The sequence below is a fragment of the Streptomyces sp. NPDC002130 genome (assembly GCF_040296465.1).
GTDB lineage: Bacteria > Actinomycetota > Actinomycetes > Streptomycetales > Streptomycetaceae > Streptomyces.
On record NZ_JBEOXI010000047.1, the window covers coordinates 1 to 14,162 of the forward strand.

The following is a 14,162-nucleotide window of genomic DNA, read 5'->3' on the forward strand; positions in this document are numbered from 1 at the left end:
TGCAAGCGTTTTTGAAAGCCTATCGGCAAGTCGGCGCGGAGAACTGGTGGACGAACTGTCTGCTATCGTCCCGGGGATCAGTCGGATCGAAATGCGTCACTTCGCTGACAAAGAAACTCTAGCCTTCTTCCAGGAAGTCGAGCCTGGGAAGCGGCGCGAGTTCTTGGCCAAGCATATGTCTGACGGGACGCTACGGGCTTTCGGCATTCTACTGGCAATGCATCAGCCCTCTCGTCCAAAGTTGCTGGTGATTGAGGAACCAGAGATTGCCATCCACCTCGGGGCCCTGCGTACTCTGGTGGATATCCTTCGCCAGCAGGCAGAGGAATCCCAGGTAGTCATCACAACGCATAGTGCAGATATCATCGACACGCTAGGAGTTGACGCGATTCGCGTTGTTTGGAATGAAGACGGCGAGTCTCGGATTTCGAAGGTAGCCGAACACGCTCGGGAGCCTGTAAGGCAAGGGTTGATCACTCCAGGGCAACTGCTGCGATCCGATTCGCTTGACCCGGCGGCGTCATGACAGCGGGCCCTTACTCTCAGCATATCGGCATAGTGGTGGAAGGTCCGGGAGACGCTAAGTCGCTGCCAATCCTACTGCGGAATTGGTTGCTCCTTAAAGAGGACTATAGAGACTTCCTAGGGAAGCCGATCCCCTGCAATGGAAGGGAGAATGCCACCGTTCAAGGTGGCATCGAAGGCTATGTTGCGACTGCCGCATCAAGGCCTGGTTGTCAAGCAGTTCTTGTCGTTCTCGACGGAGAGGGAGACCTCGTCTGTGAACTGGGACCGAGTATGGTGCAACGCGCCCGGAGCGTTACGCACATCCCGGTCGAGCTCTGCCTAGCGGATAGGAATTGGGAAGATTGGCTTTATGCCTCAGCGGAAACCCTGCAGATGGACGGGTTCTCTTATGAACCAGGTAGGAGGAGATCCATCGCGGCTGCCTTGAAGCCAGTCAAGTACGTGAAACCGACATGGCAGCCGAGACTGACGGCAAGGATGGACATCTCTCTCGCAGCTGAAAGAAGTCCGAGCCTAGGGCGCATGCTCAGGAAGTTCGACGAGCTATCCCAGCTCATCACGGCGTAACACCTGCTGCCCACTCAAGAGGACCCGGTCTAGCAGGTGGCCTGGTCCAAGCGTGATCAGAGGGTGTCGCGCGGCACGGGCGCCGGCCGGGCTGGAGCGGGGCGGAGACAGGAGCGCAGGCCCGGCCGGGGGCCGGGCCGCGCGCGGGGAGCGGAGCGAGCCGCCTTGAACCAGTAGAGAAAGTTGTAACTCAGTCCTTGGCGCGGGGAACGAAGTCGTACGCGCAGGCTGGGAGTTCGACACCTTGGCGGTGTGCCATCGGTAGAAAGACCGCTGGCCGGATCGTCCAGGTGATGCGGGTGCTGGCGTGGGTCACCGAGACGGTGCAGGGTTCCATGCGCAAGAGAGCTCGTCGAGTCTCGATGCGGCCGTCATAGAGCCAGGCCCATGCCTCGTCGGAGGCGTCCGGGTCGAGTGCTGGTGAGATGGTGCGTAAGGCGACCGCGACCCACCTGTCTGCCTGTGGTGCCGAGTACGCGTCGAAGGATGCCCGGAGTGCCGGCGCCTCTGTCTTGTCGTTGACGTCTTGCGTCCAGCACTCGCACCAGAAGCCCCTCTGGGGCTTGTCCATCAGCACGGGTGTTCTCCTGGCTGGGTGTGCGTGAAGAGTTCGGCGGTGACGGTGTAGCCGCTGTGGCTGCCGTGGACGATGACCCGGTGTGCGATGACGCTGACCATGCCCAAGCCGCGACCGTGTACCGCGTCCATGCTCGGCTGCTCGACCTTCGGGGCGGTGCCTGTCCCTCCCTCGTCGGTGACCGACAGGGCGACCACCTTGGGGGAGACCGCGAGGGCTAGGTGAAAGCTGCCCAGCCCGCCGCTCGCCGTGTGAAGGATCGCGTTCGCGCTCAGCTCGCTCACGATCAACTCGGCGTCATCGGCCAGGGGAGATCCCCGCAGGATGTCCCGCGTCCAGCGGCGGGCCCGGCTCACCTCTTCCGGAAATCCTGGGCAAGTGAGTCCCCAGACCCGGGCGGTGCTCGTATACTCGTGCATACAAGTTCCTTCGTGCTGGTAGGCCGCCATGTGCAGCGGGTTCGGGCTAGACGAGTTTCACGCCGTCGTGGGCGCGGATGGCCGGCGGGGCTGCCGCGTCCAATGCGTCCAGGACGCGGATCGCGTATGCCTCGTCGGCGAGTTCGATGACTTCTTCGCGGGTGGCCCAGCGCAGTGCGCGGGTCTCGTCTCCGGTGGTGGGCGTGCCGTCGGCGGCCTCACAGCGGAAGACCATGGAGACGATCAAGCCCTTCATGTTCTTGTAGATCCCGGTCAGGGTCGCGGGAAGCGCGATCTTGATGCCGGTCTCTTCGAGAACTTCGCGCTGAAGGGCCTCGGGGATGGTTTCCTCGCGTTCGAGGATGCCGCCCGGGGGTTCCCAGTGGCCGTTGTCGCGGCGCTTGATCAAGAGGGCGCGGTCCTGGTCGTCGACGATGACTCCGGCGACGCTCACGGAGTGCGGACGTTCGGTGCTCACGTTCCTCTGCCCTCTCGGATGGCTAGGCTCTCCACCGTAGCAACAAAGCTCGCCCACTCGTCTAGATACCTAAAGGAGTACACGTGCCCTCTCTTTCCTCCGGCCTCCTCGGCGACCTCGATCCCACGAGTGATCGTGCGGTCTTTCGGCAGATCGCCGACCAGCTGCGCGAGGCCATCGACCGTGGGCGATTCAAGGAGGGCGAAAAGCTGCCTTCGGAAGCGGAGCTTGTCGAGCATTACGGGGTTTCCCGTATGACGGTTCGAAACTCCTTCTCCGTCCTCCAGGGCGAGGGCCTGGTGCACGCCGAGCATGGCAAGGGCGTCTTCGTGCGACCACGTCCGCCTGTCAGGCGTCTCGCCTCAGACCGGTTCGCCCGGCGTCATCGCGAGCAGGGGAAGTCCGCGTTCATCGTGGAGGCCGACGCCGCCGGCAGCCACCCGCAGGTGGACAGCCTGGAGGTCAAGGAGGAGAAGGCAAGCCAGGACGTCTCCACCCGGCTCGGGTCCGTGCGGCGCGTGCTGGCCCGGCGTCGCCGGTATCTGCTGGACGGGCGGCCGGTGGAGTTCGCCACCTCGTATCTGCCGCTCGACATCGCGCGCGGGACGCCGATCGCTGAGCCGAACCCCGGGCCCGGTGGCATCTACGCCCGGCTTGAGGAACTGGGGCACCGCCTCGACCACTTCGAGGAGGAGATCCGTGCCCGGATGCCCTCGCCTGATGAGGTGCGGACGCTGCGGCTGGCCTCCGGCGTGCCGGTCATTCACCTGATCCGGACCGCGTTCGACCAGGAGGGGCGGGCCGTGGAGGTCTGTGACACGGTCATGGCGGCGGATGCGTACGTCCTGTCGTACCAGCTCCCGGCGACGTGAGCGCCTGATCGGCGGTGGTGCGCGGGGCTGCCTGCCCGAACTCGTACACCCCAACAGGCTTACTCGTATAGACGAGTGGGCAAGTTGTGTGGCAAGGTGGTTGCCGTTCCCGGGAGATCGGGTTCGAACAACGCATCTTGTATAGACGAGTAGATGGGAAAGAGTCTTGCGCACCATCCGTGTAGAGACCTCGGCCGCAACGATCCTGCTGACCGAGGCCCCCGAGCCCAAGGTCCGCGACCGGCAGACGGGCGAGATCGCCAAGGACGCCACCAGCGGAGAGGCCCTGATGACGATCGGCGTCGTCTACCTGGAGGACGGCGAATCGTCGCTGATCAAGGTCACCGTTCCCGAGAGCGGGGTGTCCGAGGGGCTGACGCTCGGGGCTCCGGTCTCGCTGCCGGGTCTGGTGGCCCGGCCGTGGGAGAGCGTCTTCAACGGGCAGCAGCGGCACGGCATCGCCTACCGCGCCGCCGCCGTGACTCCGGCCGCGTTCCCGGCCGCTTCTGGGGCCGCTGCCTGATGACCGATCTGACGACACTTCTGGAGGTGGGTGGTCCTGTCGCCGCACTCGGCGGCGGGGCCGCCTACGCCCGGGCCAAGCATCCCGGGGTGTACTGGTCCACGGTCGGCCTGCCGATATCCACGGCCCGGCTCCTCAGCTCGTACGGCTCGGTCATGGAGGCCTGCGGCCTGACCGTGGCTCCGTCCCGGTTGCGGATGCTGGCGGTCAAGGCCACCACTCGCCGTGAAGTTCGTCCCGTGCCGCCGCGTCGGGGCATCATCCGGCCCACCTCGACCGGGCTGCGGCTTCGGCTCCGGCTCGCTCCGGGGCAGGAACCGGCTGACGTAGCCGCCTCGGCCGAACGGCTGCGGCACGCCTGGGGCGTCCATGCCGTGTACGTCTCGACGGTCAAGCCGGGCGTGGTCGAACTGCGGCTCGTCGGCTTCGATGTCCTACGCCGGGTGCGAATGCCGCGCAAGATCGACAGTGGGTTGCTGAGCGTCCCGGTTGCCCTGCGGGAGGACGCCACGCCATTCGTGCGCGACTACCGAACCATCCCGCACCAACTCACCCTCGGCGCGACGCTGTCGGGCAAGTCCATGTATCTGCGGCACCTGATCGCCGGACTTGCCCCTCAGCCGGTCGCCCTGGTCGGTATCGACTGCAAGCGCGGTGTGGAGCTGGCGCCGTTCGCTCCACGGCTGTCGGCGCTGGCGACCGACCCGGAGCAGGCCGCCGAGCTGCTGCTCGTGCTCGTAAAGGAAATGGAGGACCGATACGACCTGATCAAGGCCCGGCAAGACATCGCCCCGGACACCCCGGCCGAGGAGGTCACCTCGGATGTCTGGGGACTGCCCGAGTCCGAACGTCCCGGCCCCCTTGTGCTGTTCGTTGACGAGGTCGCTGAACTCTTCCTCGTCGCTACCAGGAAGGACGAGGAACGGCGCGACGAGATGGTCACCCAGCTCATCCGGCTCGCCCAGCTCGGCCGCGCGGCCGGCATCTACCTGGAGGTCTGCGGACAGCGCTTCGGCGCCGAACTCGGCAAGGGAGCGACCATGCTGCGAGCCCAGTTGACCGGCCGCGTCTGCCACCGCGTCAACGACGAAGCCTCCGCCAAGATGGCGCTCGGCGACATCGCCCCCGAGGCGGTCTCCGCCGCATGCGCCATTGCCCCCGAACGGCCCGGCCTCGCCGTGGCCGGTGACACCTCGGGCGGCTGGTCCCGCATCCGCACGCCGTACCTCTCGCTCGGCGACGCGGCCGAGACCTGCCGAGAGTCGGCCCACTTGGTCCCCAACCTGCCCGCGCTCAAGCCTTTCCGGCCCGATGTGCCCGTGCGGCCCGTCGAGACACCGGGCCCGGTCATGTGGCCCCGACCGGTGACCGACTGACCTGCACCCCCAGTCAAACCCGGTCGGCGTGACCGCCTCACGCCACGTCCCTACCCCTCCCATGCCTGAATCCGGAAGGAGCCGCAGCATGCGCGCCCACCTGGCCCGCGTCGATGCGGTGCTCGTCCAAGCGGTTATCGCCGCCGCACTGTCCTTCGCCCACCTCCACGACGTCGCCTCGGCGGCCGGACAAGACGGGTGGAAAGCGTGGGCCTACCCGATCAGCGTCGATCTGCTGCTCGTCGCAGCCTGGCGCCGACTGCGCTCCGGGGAGGCGAAAACGGCCGGGTGGTGCTGGTTCCTGATCGCGCTTGCCGCATCCCTCGGCGCCAACATCGCCACCGCCGGACTGCTCGACCTGGACCACGTCCCGGCCTGGCTCCGCATCCTCGTCGCGGGCTGGCCCGCGGTCGCCTTCCTCGGCGGAACCCTTCTCGTCCACTCCTCGCCGACATCGCGCGACGAGACCAGTGAACCCGTCGACGGAGAGACGCCCGAGGGCATCGAGGACCAGGAGGAGGAGCCCGATCCCGTTCCGGAACCCCCGGTGACACCGGAAGTCGAGCCGGTACCGGCTCCGCCTCCGGCCCCATCGCCGGTAGCCGTCCCGGCTGCCTTGGTTGAGCACGCCCGGAAAGTCGCCGCCGAGCACCACGCCCGCACCGGAACGGCCATCGACACCTCGACCCTGCGCACCCGCCTCGGCGTTCCGTCGCCCATGGCCGACGCCATCGCCGCCCAGCTCTGAGAGGAGGACCTACGTGAGCACCAACCGCCGTTTCCGCTCCGTCACTCGCATCGGCCCCGTCCAGGTCGGCACGTACTACGACGGTCGCGGCCGGGAGAAGCACACCGCCGCCTGCACGGCCCCGCGCTGCGGCTTCTCCACCGACTACGACAGCCGCGCTGCCGCCGAGCTGGCCGCCCGTACCCACCGCTGCCCCGTCCGCTGAAAGGACCCGGAAACCGTGACTGTCAGTCTGCCGCTCGTCGTCGTCCTCGGTTTCTTCGCCTGGGGAGCGGTCAAGTTCCTCGGCGTCCGCACGTGGATCGTCGTCCTGATCGCCCTCTTCGGCTTCTGGCTCTCGCACACGTTCATGGCCCCCGCCATCGAGTCCGGAACGCGCTCCGGCGTGGACATCGTCAACGGCTCACATGACTAGACGAGTAGGTAAGGAGAGCTTCGCTGTGTTCCTGCCCAAGTACCCCGACAGCCCGACACCGCCGCCCGCGCACCCCCACACCGTGGCCGACCAGGCACCCGCGCGGCGTCCCGCCCCTCAGATCTCCGTCAGCACGGGAGCGGTCGCGGCCGTCCTCGTCGGCGGCGTCGTGCTGACCGCACTCCTGGCCGCCGTCGCCGTCACGGCCATCTCCGTAGCCGTCGCCGCCGTGGTCCTGCGCTCGATGATCCGCGACCAGCACCGCCACTGACACACCAGGCCCCGGGGCGGCCTCGATACCGCCAAGCATCCGCCGCCCCGGGGCCCTCTCCCTCCAGCCGAACCAGAAGGAGAAGCCATCATCACCCGCGCCATTCCGCCCCCGCTCCACGAACTCGGCGAACTGGCCGCCCTGGGCACCATGCCCGCACTCCTGCGTCAGCTCGCCGGCCTCGGCGGCTGCACCCACCCGATCCGCCTCGATGGCCACCGCACCGAGTACGACGTGAACACCCGCACCGGCGAGATAGGCAACGTCCTTCACCACCTCGACTCCTCCAGCCTCCCGGCCGGTCACCTACTGGTCCGCTGCAACAACCGCCGCACCACCCGCTGCGCGGCCTGCGCCGAGGTCTACCGCCGCGACACCTTCCACCTGATTACCAGCGGCCTGCGCGGCGGCAAGGGCGTCCCCGAACGCGTTGCCGCACACCCGCGCGTCTTCGCCACCTTCACCGCGCCGAGCTTCGGCCCGGTCCACAACCGCCCCACCGGCCCGGCCGGTTCGGTCCGCCGCTGCCGCTGCGGCACGCTCCACGATCAGGACGACCCCGCACTCGGCACCCCCCTCGGCCCGGACACCTACGACTACGAAGCAGCCGTGCTCTGGAACGCGCACGCCGGTCCGCTGTGGCGGCGCTTCTCGACCTATCTGCGCCGGGAGGTCGCCAAGCGTGCCGGACTGACTCAGCGGGCCTTCCGCGAGTACGCCCGGGTGTCCTACGCCAAGGTCGCCGAGTACCAGAAGCGCGGAGCCGTCCACTTCCATGCCGTAATCCGCATCGACGGCCCCGAGGGCGGCGACACCCCACCACCTGCCTGGGCCACCGCCGAGCTGCTGACTGACGCCATCCAGGCCGCCACCGCCGCCGCTCGCGTGGACGGCCCGGTCATCGACGGGCGGGCGCATGCCTTCTCCTTCGGCCGTCAGCTCGACGTGCGCACCATCCGCTCGGCCGACTTCGACGGCGGCCAAGAGCTGACCGAACGGGCCGTCGCCGCGTACATCGCGAAGTACGCCACCAAGGGTGCCGAGACAGCGACGGGAGCTCTGGACCGGCCGCTGAAGTTCCTCGCCGAACTCGCCCAGCTCGACCTCACCGACCACGCGCGCCGACTCATCCGCACCGCCTGGACCCTCGGCGCACGCAAGGACCTCGAACACCTCCGCCTCCGCGCCTGGGCCCACATGCTCGGCTTCCGCGGCCACTTCTCCACCAAGTCCCGCCGCTACTCCACCACCCTCGGCGCCCTCCGCGACGCCCGCGCCGAATGGCGACGCGCACAAGCCGCCGCTGCGGCCGAGACCGACCAGGACACGACTCTCGTCCTCGCGCACTGGGTCTACGCCGGAACCGGCCTCACCGACGCCGAAGCCTGGCTAACCGAAACCCTCGAACCCGCCCCCGGAACGGAAGGAGAGCCCACCCATGGCTGACCGCTACCTGACCGTGTCGCAGGTGGCCGAACTCCTCGGCACCACAGAACGCTTTCCGCGCCGCCTGATCGCCGAGCGACGCATCGTGTTCGTCAAGGTCGGCCGACACGTCCGTATCCCGGAGAGCGCATTGAACGCCTTCATCGACGCCCATACAGTGCAGCCGATCGGCCATCGGCGCAGCTCCCTGCGGAGGGCTGCCTGATGGCCAACAAGAAGGGGAGACGACGGGACTTCGGCTCGGTCCGGCAGCTTCCGTCCGGCCGTTGGCAGGTCCGCTACCGGGACCCGGAGACGGGGCAACTGCGCCCGGCGGAGAAGACCTACCCGACCAAGACAGACGCCCAAGTCGCGCTGACACACATCGAGTCGGACATCACGCGCGGGCAGTGGTCGGACCCGGACGCCGGGGCAGTGAACTTCCAGGAGTACGCCACCGCGTGGCTGCGGGACCGAAAGCTAGCTGACCGCACTCGCGAGCGGAACGAGTCGGTAATGCGGCTGCACATCCTGCCCACCTTCGGGGCCGGGAGCGTGGCCGACGTGACAACGGCCCGGGTACGCAGCTGGCGCGGCAAGCTCCTCGCGGCCGGCCTCGGTGAGCCGACGGTGGTCAAGGCATACCAACTGCTGCGCGCCCTGATGAACACAGCCGTGGACGACGAGCTGATCAGGCGCAACCCGTGCCGCATCAAAGGTGCGGACCGCTACGACGTGCCCGAACGGCCTGTCCTCACGGTGGCCGAGGTCTTCGCCGTGGCCGACTCGATGGCGCCGCGCTATCGGCTGCTCGTGCTCCTGGCGGCCTTCACCACGCTGCGGTTCGGTGAGCTGGCGGCCCTGCGGCGCCGGGACATCGACCTGGAGGGGCTGACCGTCACCGTGCGCCGTGCTCAGGCCGAGTTGCAGGACGGTCGGCTCTTCGACAAGGCGCCGAAGTCCTCGGCCGGGGTGCGCTCCGTCTCCTTCCCGGCCGAACTCCTCGACGCGGTCACGCACCACCTGGAGCACTTCGCCGCTCCCGGCCGTGAGGGGCACGTCTTTGTCGGACCCCAGGGCGGGCAGTTGCGTCGCAGCAACTTCCGCGACGACTGGGTCAAGGCCCGGAAGGCAGCTGGCGTCACGGCCGAACTGCACTTTCACGACCTGCGGCACACGGGCAACACGTTGGCCTCCACGGCCGGGGCCAGCACGCGGGAGCTGATGACGCGGATGGGGCACAGTAGCTCCCGAGCCGCGCTGATCTATCAGCACATGACCAGCGACCGGGACAGGGCCATCGCGGACCGCCTTGGGGCCATGATCCGGGGCGGCGGGGGAGTGGCTTCAGGTACCCACGGAGAGGGCGCCGAGCGGACGTAGTGGCACGCGTGTGGCACGGCGCCTGAAACGACGAAGGGCCAGCCTGGGAGGAAACCCCTCCTGAGCTGGCCCTTATCTCTGTGCCCCCGGCAGGATTCGAACCTGCGACACCCGCTTTAGGAGAGCGGTGCTCTATCCCCTGAGCTACGAAGGCAGTGGCAGTGGACGCAAGCAGCGACGTGCCCGTGGTCTGGGAGGACCACAGGCGTCAGCGTACCGGATGCGGGTCGGGCGGGTGTGGGGGCGGGGCGGACGGTGGGTGGTGGGGGAGAGGTCGGGTGGGGTGAGCAGGGAGCCGGTCAGGACAGCGGGACCCGGGTGAAGCGGGACGCCGTGTGGAGGTCTGTCTGGATGCGGGTGGCCGTGGTCGTCAGTTCCGGGAGTAGGTCCGTCACGCACTCCCTCGGGGTGTGGCGGCTCGCGTGCATCGCTGTGTTCAGGGCCGCCACCACCCGGCCCGACCGGTCGCGGATCGGGACCGCGAGAGAGCGGAGGCCCTCTTCCAGTTCCTCGTCCACCAGGGCGTAGCCCTGCGAGCGGACCGAGGCCAGGGTCCCTTCATCACCGGCGGGCGCGTCCGCCAGCAGGACCCTGCCCAGTGCCGTCGCGTACGCCGGCAGGCGGGTGCCCACCGTGATGTTCACGCTCATCACCCGGGCCGTCGTCACCCTCGCCGTGTACTGGATCTCCTCGCCGGAGTCCGACAGCACCGCCAGTGACGTCGATTCGTGGATGCGGGACGTCAGATCGGCCAGGTGAGGCTGGGCGATCTCGGGGAGGGACGTACGGGACAGCGGCGGGAAGCCTAGGGAGAGGACCCTCGGGGTCAGGGTGAACGTGCGGCCCGTCGAGGCCACCAGGCCCAGGTGTTCGTAGGTGATCAGGGCGCGGCGGGCCGTCGCCCGGGCCAGGCCCGTCGCCCGGGCCACCTCCGTGAGGGTCAGCTCCGGCCTGCCCTCGCCGAACACCGTGAGGACGGTCAGGCCACGGGCCAGGGATTCGATGAACTCGCGGCCCAGTTGCTGCTTGGACGCGCCCGTCCAGCGCGCCAGGTCCGAGGGGGGAGGGCCGGGCTCGGGGGGTGGGGTGTTCTGGAGTTCCTGTTCCATGGCCCCTACCGCGGACCGCAGTCTCGGGAGCAGCGTCGTGCGCAGGTGGCGTGCGGTGTGGCGGCTTGTGTGGCTGACCACGCTCGCCACGCACGCGATCCTGCCGTCCGTTCCCGGGGCTCGGACCGGTACCGAGATCGCCACCAGACCCGGCTCGATGAGCTGGTCGTCCAAAGACCAGCCGTTCGCCGACGCCTCCTGCGTGCGGCGTGCGAACGTCTCGTCGTCCCGCGCGTCCGCTCCGTACCGGCGCGGGGGTACGGCCGTGAAGGACAGGTCCCTCGGGTCCGCCGCCTTCCGGTTTCGCCAGCGTCGCCAGTCCGTGGCCGTCCACTCCGTCGCGAACAGCGGGCCCGGCGCGGTGCGTTCGGCGGGGAGCAGGTCGCCGATGCGGAAGCTGAGGGACATCGCGCGGCGGCGGGTCGCCTGGTGGATGAAGCGGATGCCGTCGAGGTCGGCGACCGCGAGCGAGACCGACTCGTCCAGTTCGTCGGCCAGGGCGTCCGCGTGCGGGGCGAGCAGAGCGGGCAGGCGCAGGGCCGACATGTAGGCGTTGCCCAGCTCCATCAGACGGGGGGACAGGTGGACGTCCCGGCCGTCGAAGCGGACGTAGCCCATGCGGGCGAGCGTGGCCGTGATGCGGTCCACCGTGGAGCGGGCGAGGCCGGTGGCGCGTTCCAGACCGCTCAGGCTCAGCGTGCCGCCCGCCTCCGTCAGTTCCCGCAGGACCGCGATGCCGCGGATGAGGGGAGTGACCGCCTCCTCGGGGACGTCCTTCTCGGCCGTCGGCCCGTTTTCGTCGGCCGACGGGGCGGACCCCTCCGGGGGCTCGGGCATGGGCTTCGCTGGCATCGGCTCTCCGGTACTGCGCTCGCGACGGTCGCGGCAGGCCCACCGTAATCCGAGTGATCCGAGTGATCCGAGTGATCCGAATGATCGGAGTAATACGAGATCGGTGGCCAGGTGCCAGGTGCCAGGTGGCCGGGCAGCTGGTGGCCGAGTGACCGTGGCCAGGCAGCAGGCAGCAGGCAGCAGGCAGAGGCAGAGGCAGAGGCACAGCCAGCCAGATGGCCCCGCGGCCCGGCCGCCAGACACCCCCCCCGCACTACTCCCTCGTCACCCGCACCCGATACCCCCCCTCCACCCCTCCCCCCGCCCCCGCCGCTCCCGCCCCCACCCCCCTCACCTCGACCGTGACGCCCCGGCCCGCGTCCCGGAACGTCTCGCCGGGAGTGAACGGCGCGTCCGACAGCTCCGCGTGGACGTTCGGCGCGCGCGTGCAGCCGCCGCTGTTGCGGCGGGAGTCGGTGACGGTGACCGGGCCCATGCCCGTGTCCACCTCCGCGTCGACCTTGTAGATCAGGACGCCCGGGCGGCACACCGCCTCGTCGTTGCCGGCCTGGGTGCGCAGTTCCACGGCGTAGCCGGTGCGGCCGTCGAGGGGGATGAAGACCAGCTTGGAGCCACCGGCCTGGGCCAGCGGCGTCAGGGTGTACTCCGTGGTGCCGGGGGACGCCGCGCAGTGGACCTGGGCGGCGTCGAGCCAGCCCAGCTTCCACTTGTGCCAGCCGAGGAAGTCGTTGTTGGCGCCCCAGTCCTCGCTCATGATGTCCCAGTGGCCGACCGCGCCCCCGCCCTCCGCGGTGTACAGGTCGGGGAGGCCGAAGACATGGCCGTTCTCGTGGGGGAGGACGCGGTAGCCGGTGCGGTCGTAGGAGCCGGAGCCGTCGTCCTGGCGGGAGTAGACGAAGGATGCGTTGGCCACGGGTATGCCGTCGGCCACGGGGGCGTCCGGGTTGCCGGCGAAGGTGACGGACAGGACCGTGTCCAGGGCGGAGGGGCCGGCGTTGGGGCTCACCAGCACGTTGAGCAGGTCGTACGCGCGGAAGTCCACCTCCGGGTCGGCCACGGCCACGAGGTCCTGGACCAGGGTGCGGTAGCCGGGCTCGAACGGAGCCCCGCGCTCTATGCCGTACTCCCGGAAGGACTTCGGCATCCGCAGCCAGCCGGGGATCGGGGTCTCGGGGCGGTAGTCGAGGCGGCCGTAGGAGCTGGTGCGGAACCACTCGCGGGTCCGCGGGAAGAATTCGCGGAAGCGGTCCTGGGCGTCGCCCTCGCCGGGGGCGTCGGAGAAGTCGATCATCAGGGTGAGGGCGTGGACGGTGCCGGTGGAGCGGGTGTAGCCGGTGGCGGTGGGGATGCCCTCGGACATCTGGACCTCGCGTGCGCCGCGGATCATGCAGGGGCCGTGTGCGGGGGTGTGGGACAGGACGATCGGGCCTGATCCCGCCGTGCCGGCGCCCGGGGCGAGCCGGCCCGTGCCGGCCGAGGTGCTGACGGTGAAGGTCAGGGCGCTCACACAGACCAGTGCGGCCAGCCGGCGCCCGGGTATCCGGCGGCGGGGCGGGCCCGAGCCGCCCGGGCGGGGGCGCCGGGGCGGTGGCTGTATGCAAGGGACCTGCAAGGGACCTCCCGCGCCACGGCAGCCTCCCGTCTCCGGCTGCACCCTTGCGATCACCCTGCGTCGCGGGTTGGGGGGGACGCGCGCTGGAAGAGACCGATCGTGGGTTTCCCGTCAGTAGCGGTCTGAGTGGCGTGTGAGCCAGGCCACATGCAGCGCTGTGCAGTGCTTTGTGAGCCAGGTCACAGAGAATTTCCGCGGGAGCGGGAAATACCGGGGACCTACTCCCCGTTTAGCCATGTGTCCGACCGAAACGGGGACCCGCTCCCCGGATCGGAGCACCACCCGCCTACCGGAACGAGGAGTACGCCGTGCAGACCGCCAGCCCCGAAGCGCGCAAGGTGTCCCGGCCCCGCGCCGACGCCCTGCGCAACCGGGAGCGGATCGTCACCGCCGCCCGGGAGATGTTCGTCGAGCACGGCCCCGAGGTGCCGCTCGACGAGATCGCCCGCCGGGCCGGCGTCGGCAATGCCACGGTGTACCGCAACTTCCCGGACCGCGACGCACTCGTCCGCGAGGTCGTTTGCTCCGTCATGGACCGCACGGCCGCGGCCGCCGAGGCCGCGCTCACCGAGACCGGCGACGCGTTCGAGGCGCTGGAGCGCTTCGTGCACGCCGCCGCCGACGAGCGCATCAGCGCGCTGTGCCCGATGGTCTCCAGCACGTTCGACCAGCACCACCCGGACCTGGAGGCCGCGCGCGAACGGGTCGAGCGGCTGATCGCGGAGGTCATGGACCGCGCCAGGTCGGCCGGGCAGCTCCGGTCCGACGTGGACGTCGGGGACGTCATGATCGCCGTGGCCCAGCTCAGCCGGCCCCCGGCCGGTACGGACTGCTTCCGGGCCGACCGTTTCGTCCATCGCCATCTCCAGCTGTTCCTGGACGGGCTGCGGGCTCCCGCTCGTTCCGTCCTGCCGGGCACGGCCGTGACCCTGGAGGACCTCCGCCGACCCTGACCGATTGGTTCAGCCCTTTCCGTCCGTCTGAACACCAGGACAGTCCCTACGGTC

Annotated in this window: 19 protein-coding genes and 1 tRNA gene; 13 read left to right on the top strand and 7 right to left on the bottom strand. The window is 69.2% G+C overall.

Annotated elements, in window-relative coordinates:
• Positions 1-526: AAA family ATPase (locus ABT116_RS11770; protein ID WP_351631210.1), on the top strand; the 526-nt coding region annotated here is incomplete at its 5' end.
• Positions 523-1,095 carry a hypothetical protein gene (locus ABT116_RS11775; RefSeq protein WP_351631213.1) on the top strand — a complete coding sequence of 191 codons (573 nt, stop codon included), beginning with the start codon at positions 523-525 and terminating at the stop codon, positions 1,093-1,095. The genes ABT116_RS11770 and ABT116_RS11775, both read left to right, overlap by 4 nt.
• A 190-nt stretch (positions 1,096-1,285) precedes the next feature.
• Here ABT116_RS11775 and ABT116_RS11780 read toward each other — a convergent pair whose 3' ends face one another.
• From ABT116_RS11780 to ABT116_RS11795, 4 genes are read right to left on the bottom strand one after another with little or no spacing between them, the layout of a single operon-like run.
• Positions 1,286-1,666, bottom strand: coding sequence for a hypothetical protein (locus ABT116_RS11780; RefSeq protein ID WP_351631304.1), 381 nt, complete (start codon positions 1,664-1,666; stop codon positions 1,286-1,288).
• Positions 1,666-2,091, bottom strand: coding sequence for an ATP-binding protein (locus tag ABT116_RS11785; RefSeq protein WP_351631216.1), 426 nt, complete (start codon positions 2,089-2,091; stop codon positions 1,666-1,668). Before ABT116_RS11785 ends, ABT116_RS11780 begins: the two co-directional genes overlap by 1 nt.
• A 46-nt stretch (positions 2,092-2,137) precedes the next feature.
• Entirely contained in the window at positions 2,138-2,545 is a 408-nt protein-coding gene (locus tag ABT116_RS11790; protein WP_351026277.1) for an NUDIX hydrolase, read from the bottom strand.
• A 20-nt stretch (positions 2,546-2,565) separates the two neighbouring features.
• Entirely contained in the window at positions 2,566-2,808 is a 243-nt protein-coding gene (locus ABT116_RS11795) for a hypothetical protein (RefSeq protein ID WP_351631312.1), read from the bottom strand.
• On the opposite strand from ABT116_RS11795, the gene ABT116_RS11800 reads away from it, so the two are divergent.
• From ABT116_RS11800 to ABT116_RS11845, 10 genes are all read left to right on the top strand, one after another.
• Complete coding sequence (locus ABT116_RS11800) at positions 2,722-3,441, top strand: GntR family transcriptional regulator (protein ID WP_233580483.1); 720 nt, start codon at positions 2,722-2,724, stop codon at positions 3,439-3,441. The two genes, ABT116_RS11795 and ABT116_RS11800, sit on opposite strands and share 87 nt — an antisense overlap.
• A gap of 166 nt (positions 3,442-3,607) precedes the next feature.
• Positions 3,608-3,964 (top strand): SCO3933 family regulatory protein, encoded by a 357-nt coding sequence (locus ABT116_RS11805; protein WP_351631219.1) that lies wholly within the window; start codon positions 3,608-3,610, stop codon positions 3,962-3,964.
• Positions 3,964-5,340: an FtsK/SpoIIIE domain-containing protein gene (locus tag ABT116_RS11810; protein ID WP_351631221.1), complete on the top strand. Its 1,377-nt coding sequence runs from the start codon at positions 3,964-3,966 to the stop codon at positions 5,338-5,340. The genes ABT116_RS11805 and ABT116_RS11810 overlap by 1 nt, the downstream gene beginning before the upstream one ends.
• An 88-nt stretch (positions 5,341-5,428) precedes the next feature.
• Positions 5,429-6,088, top strand: coding sequence for a DUF2637 domain-containing protein (locus tag ABT116_RS11815; protein ID WP_351631223.1), 660 nt, complete (start codon positions 5,429-5,431; stop codon positions 6,086-6,088).
• Positions 6,089-6,101: 13 nt separating this feature from the next.
• Positions 6,102-6,293 (top strand): mobile element transfer protein, encoded by a 192-nt coding sequence (locus ABT116_RS11820; protein WP_351631226.1) that lies wholly within the window; start codon positions 6,102-6,104, stop codon positions 6,291-6,293.
• Positions 6,294-6,308: 15 nt separating this feature from the next.
• Positions 6,309-6,503: a hypothetical protein gene (locus ABT116_RS11825; protein ID WP_018471713.1), complete on the top strand. Its 195-nt coding sequence runs from the start codon at positions 6,309-6,311 to the stop codon at positions 6,501-6,503.
• A gap of 25 nt (positions 6,504-6,528) precedes the next feature.
• Positions 6,529-6,774 carry a SpdD protein gene (locus ABT116_RS11830; RefSeq protein WP_351631229.1) on the top strand — a complete coding sequence of 82 codons (246 nt, stop codon included), beginning with the start codon at positions 6,529-6,531 and terminating at the stop codon, positions 6,772-6,774.
• Positions 6,775-6,924: 150 nt separating this feature from the next.
• Positions 6,925-8,220: a replication initiator gene (locus ABT116_RS11835; protein WP_351631231.1), complete on the top strand. Its 1,296-nt coding sequence runs from the start codon at positions 6,925-6,927 to the stop codon at positions 8,218-8,220.
• Positions 8,213-8,425, top strand: a complete 213-nt coding sequence (locus ABT116_RS11840) for a helix-turn-helix domain-containing protein (protein ID WP_040252376.1) — start codon at positions 8,213-8,215, stop codon at positions 8,423-8,425. The genes ABT116_RS11835 and ABT116_RS11840 overlap by 8 nt, the downstream gene beginning before the upstream one ends.
• Positions 8,425-9,582, top strand: coding sequence for a tyrosine-type recombinase/integrase (locus tag ABT116_RS11845; RefSeq protein ID WP_351631235.1), 1,158 nt, complete (start codon positions 8,425-8,427; stop codon positions 9,580-9,582). The genes ABT116_RS11840 and ABT116_RS11845 overlap by 1 nt, the downstream gene beginning before the upstream one ends.
• A gap of 81 nt (positions 9,583-9,663) precedes the next feature.
• On the opposite strand, the gene ABT116_RS11850 is transcribed toward ABT116_RS11845, so the two are convergent.
• The 3 genes from ABT116_RS11850 to ABT116_RS11860 all read right to left on the bottom strand — a co-directional run bounded on the left by ABT116_RS11850 (position 9,664) and on the right by ABT116_RS11860 (position 13,140).
• A tRNA-Arg gene (locus ABT116_RS11850) sits at positions 9,664-9,736 on the bottom strand.
• Between the two features lie 145 nt (positions 9,737-9,881).
• Positions 9,882-11,543, bottom strand: coding sequence for an IclR family transcriptional regulator domain-containing protein (locus tag ABT116_RS11855; protein ID WP_351631237.1), 1,662 nt, complete (start codon positions 11,541-11,543; stop codon positions 9,882-9,884).
• Between the two features lie 253 nt (positions 11,544-11,796).
• Positions 11,797-13,140 carry a M6 family metalloprotease domain-containing protein gene (locus tag ABT116_RS11860; protein WP_351631307.1) on the bottom strand — a complete coding sequence of 448 codons (1,344 nt, stop codon included), beginning with the start codon at positions 13,138-13,140 and terminating at the stop codon, positions 11,797-11,799.
• A gap of 323 nt (positions 13,141-13,463) precedes the next feature.
• Here ABT116_RS11860 and ABT116_RS11865 point away from each other — a divergent pair, with 323 nt between their 5' ends.
• Positions 13,464-14,108: a TetR/AcrR family transcriptional regulator gene (locus tag ABT116_RS11865; RefSeq protein ID WP_351631239.1), complete on the top strand. Its 645-nt coding sequence runs from the start codon at positions 13,464-13,466 to the stop codon at positions 14,106-14,108.
• The last annotated feature ends 54 nt before the right edge of the window (positions 14,109-14,162 follow it).

Coding starts and splice junctions, on each gene's coding strand:
- ABT116_RS11845 (WP_351631235.1), top strand. CDS start 8,425: ATGGCCAACAAGAAGGGGAGACGACGGGACTTCGGCTCGGTCCGGCAG.
- ABT116_RS11795 (WP_351631312.1), bottom strand. CDS start 2,808: ATGCTCGACAAGCTCCGCTTCCGAAGGCAGCTTTTCGCCCTCCTTGAA.
- ABT116_RS11810 (WP_351631221.1), top strand. CDS start 3,964: ATGACCGATCTGACGACACTTCTGGAGGTGGGTGGTCCTGTCGCCGCA.
- ABT116_RS11775 (WP_351631213.1), top strand. CDS start 523: ATGACAGCGGGCCCTTACTCTCAGCATATCGGCATAGTGGTGGAAGGT.
- ABT116_RS11835 (WP_351631231.1), top strand. CDS start 6,925: ATGCCCGCACTCCTGCGTCAGCTCGCCGGCCTCGGCGGCTGCACCCAC.
- ABT116_RS11780 (WP_351631304.1), bottom strand. CDS start 1,666: ATGGACAAGCCCCAGAGGGGCTTCTGGTGCGAGTGCTGGACGCAAGAC.
- ABT116_RS11840 (WP_040252376.1), top strand. CDS start 8,213: ATGGCTGACCGCTACCTGACCGTGTCGCAGGTGGCCGAACTCCTCGGC.
- ABT116_RS11785 (WP_351631216.1), bottom strand. CDS start 2,091: ATGCACGAGTATACGAGCACCGCCCGGGTCTGGGGACTCACTTGCCCA.
- ABT116_RS11855 (WP_351631237.1), bottom strand. CDS start 11,543: ATGCCAGCGAAGCCCATGCCCGAGCCCCCGGAGGGGTCCGCCCCGTCG.
- ABT116_RS11815 (WP_351631223.1), top strand. CDS start 5,429: ATGCGCGCCCACCTGGCCCGCGTCGATGCGGTGCTCGTCCAAGCGGTT.